This window comes from Mesorhizobium sp. M0244 (assembly GCF_040321795.1).
Taxonomy (GTDB): Bacteria; Pseudomonadota; Alphaproteobacteria; order Rhizobiales; family Rhizobiaceae; genus Mesorhizobium.
The window spans coordinates 1-2599 of record NZ_JAMYSE010000188.1; the positions used below are offsets into that span (position 1 = coordinate 1).

The 2599-nt window shown below is 58.4% G+C and carries 3 protein-coding genes; all 3 read right to left on the reverse strand.

Going from position 1 to position 2599, the window contains the following annotated elements:
* Nucleotides 1–405, reverse strand: a 405-nt coding sequence (locus NKJ08_RS38390) for a CopG family transcriptional regulator (RefSeq protein WP_352786342.1), incomplete at its 3' end; no start/stop codon positions are given.
* 4 nt (nucleotides 406–409) lie between these two features.
* Nucleotides 410–823, reverse strand: coding sequence for a hypothetical protein (locus tag NKJ08_RS38395; protein WP_502906393.1), 414 nt, complete (start codon nucleotides 821–823; stop codon nucleotides 410–412).
* Nucleotides 824–1184: 361 nt separating this feature from the next.
* Nucleotides 1185–2240, reverse strand: a complete 1056-nt coding sequence (locus NKJ08_RS38400; protein WP_352786344.1) for a GSU2403 family nucleotidyltransferase fold protein — start codon at nucleotides 2238–2240, stop codon at nucleotides 1185–1187.
* Between the last annotated feature and the right edge of the window lie 359 nt (nucleotides 2241–2599).

A 2599-nucleotide genomic window follows, 5' to 3' on the forward strand; every position in this document is an offset into this window, starting at 1 on the left:
ATCGCCGGCTATTTCTTGCCTCAGCCTTGGTCCTTTGCTGAGCCGGCGACCGAGTGCATCGACGAAATTGTCATAACGCTGCAAACCCTTCGCGCAGGCTTCGGCCTGAGCGGATTCCGGCAAGTCTGGGGTCGAGTTGAGCCAAAACCGGACGAACAATGCTAGCGTCTCAATAGCAATTCCGACGTCACGCTCGACATGCTGCACGCGTCGATCGATCTGGTCGAGGCGGCGAGTTATCGCCGCTTGCTTCCGCTCTTCGGCATCCGGCGACAGAAACGATGCGAGTGCAGCCTCGGCGACCAGTGACAGCGAGACCTCGCGCCGCCCAGCGTAATCAGCCTGTGCGTTCATCACGTCAGGATCAAGATAGGCAGAGAGATGTTTTTTCTTGGCGTTCTTCATGGGCTCAAAGCTCAATGCCATCACTGGGGTCAAGAGCGGCCTGACGTGCTGCGCGTCTCATGGCTTGATCGACACTGCGACGACGTACGGCGTCATCGTCGGGCTCGTCCCGGTCGAGATCGAACTCATCATCGCGCCGTGCCGTTCGCTCCGCTGCGATGTCCTCGTGTTCGGGAAGCTCGGGTTGACGGCGGATGCCGCCGTTGGCCGGATCGTCGTCCTGCTGATCCGTGGCGGACCTCGCTTCTTGAGAAATGCCCTCCTGCTTCGTGAGACCCGTCGTGCCGGTCCAGTCGTCAGAGCGTTCAGTTTTCAAGCTCTCGCCGTCTTTCGGTGGCGGCAGGACACGCTCGGTAAGCCGCTGATCGGCGAAGTAGCGTGCCTTCTTCGCTCGGATTGGGAACTGGCCCGAGATCATGACGATTGCGTCGGTGGGCCTCGCCCGGAGTCATCAGAGCGCGCGCCGTTTCCTGCCACGACACCATCAGATGCCCGAGCCAGGGCGACAGTCTGTGCCCCGCATAGTTCTTCATGGCGCGCAACTCGGTCGCGGTCCCCAGAGAGTCTGAGACGCGCTTGTCTCCAGCTTGAACCCTTTGATAGCGCCCAATTAGTTTCGATTCTGTCGGCTGGCCTGCATCAAGAGGTGTGCTGCCACTTGATCCCCAAAGCAGAGCAAGCTGGCGTCATTGTCCCTCCGATCTGGCGCTGCTGGGCCGCGTCTTCGATCGGTTGGAAGTTGAGGGCCAATCCAGGCGGCCAACATGTAGCTCACACATTCACGGCCGCGACGCTGGTCGCGCGAATAAATGATGGGCCTCGTCGAAAACGGCCCTTGGGAGGACCCGAAGGTCGCTTGCTTCGTAGGGGAGATGCTCGAGATACTGCGTCGTCAGCCGGGCAACCACTTGCGCTTGGGCCAGGTCGCGACGGCGCTTGATTGGCTCGCGGTCAGCTCGTTTTGAGACCCAAAATTTGTGAGCGGCAAAAATACGCGGATCGGGAACCACGAGCCGTAACGGTCCGCCTTTTTCATCGATGGCGATTGCTTCGAAAGCAGGGGCATTTTCCAACCATGCCAGGCCGGCGATCTCGGCGGCCACCAATTCGTCGTCGGCCTTCCCGATAGTTTCCCGGCTCGGCTTCCACGCCGGGTTTGCGAGCGGCTTGATCAGATCGACGAGGTATCCGTCGCGGTTCACCGCGCGGAACGTAGCGGATGAACGCTCGAAAGACCGATCGACCTTGCGCAAAAGGTTGATGAGCGCTCCATCTTCGACGTTGGCGCCAGACATGATCCTGAGGGACTGGCGCGAGTCCATGAGGAGATCGATATCTTGCGTCGATGTGATTCCGGGATCCACGAACACTCCCGCCGACGCCTCATAGGCGTAGATCGCATTCGTGCCTGCAATACGAATGCCTTCCCCGAGAAGACCGGCGTTATCGATTGCTCTGACAATTCTTGCGGCGATCAGGGGAACACGCCCAAGCCGGAGCGCGCGATTGACAGCAGATTGGCGCTCCATCAGCTCCTGTCGCGCAGAGAGCGTTTCTTGGGCGGACGCGCGAGCGGCTTCCCAATCCGCCTTGACAGCTTCGCTCGCCGGCGAGCGCCGACCCTCTGCCTTTTGGTGTCGTACGCCAGCGGCGTCGTAGTAGCTTCGCATCAAATGGTCGATGCCGTTCACGGTGTGCCAGACGAGGGATCCCCGAAAGCTCTTCGCCTTCCTTTGGGCCTCTTTGAGCGCAATGAAACGTTGGTCGGAATTGACTTTTTCCCGACGCTGATCGTTATTTAATTCAACAAAATCAGTCAATTCAACAGTTACCATGCGTTTAACTCGGATCTGTTGCAAGACACAATAGGCGGCGGAGCGGCCGATTGCAACAGCTCTCACGCGATTCCATTGCGACTGTTGAAGTGGCTGTATCAACTAAAAAATATGACGACAGCTTTTCTACGACAGCGCAGTCGAAGCAAAAGCGCCGCTCGAAGGCGGCCTTCGCTGGTTCTCTTCGATCCGCAGACCGGGCCGATGCAAACGGTCAGAGAAGGCTAACAATGTGGCGGAACAAATCATGATCATTTCTCATTGTGGTGATCATCAAGGGAGATTGAGCATGGTCGACCGGCACAACCCAAAAATCGAGGCATCGGCAAATGTCGAAAAGGACCCGGAAGATTGGGTCA

What these genes read in the sequence shown, in the direction of transcription:
- NKJ08_RS38395 (WP_502906393.1), bottom strand. Translation starts at nt 823, where the DNA reads ATGATCTCGGGCCAGTTCCCAATCCGAGCGAAGAAGGCACGCTACTTC.
- NKJ08_RS38400 (WP_352786344.1), bottom strand. Translation starts at nt 2,240, where the DNA reads ATGGTAACTGTTGAATTGACTGATTTTGTTGAATTAAATAACGATCAG.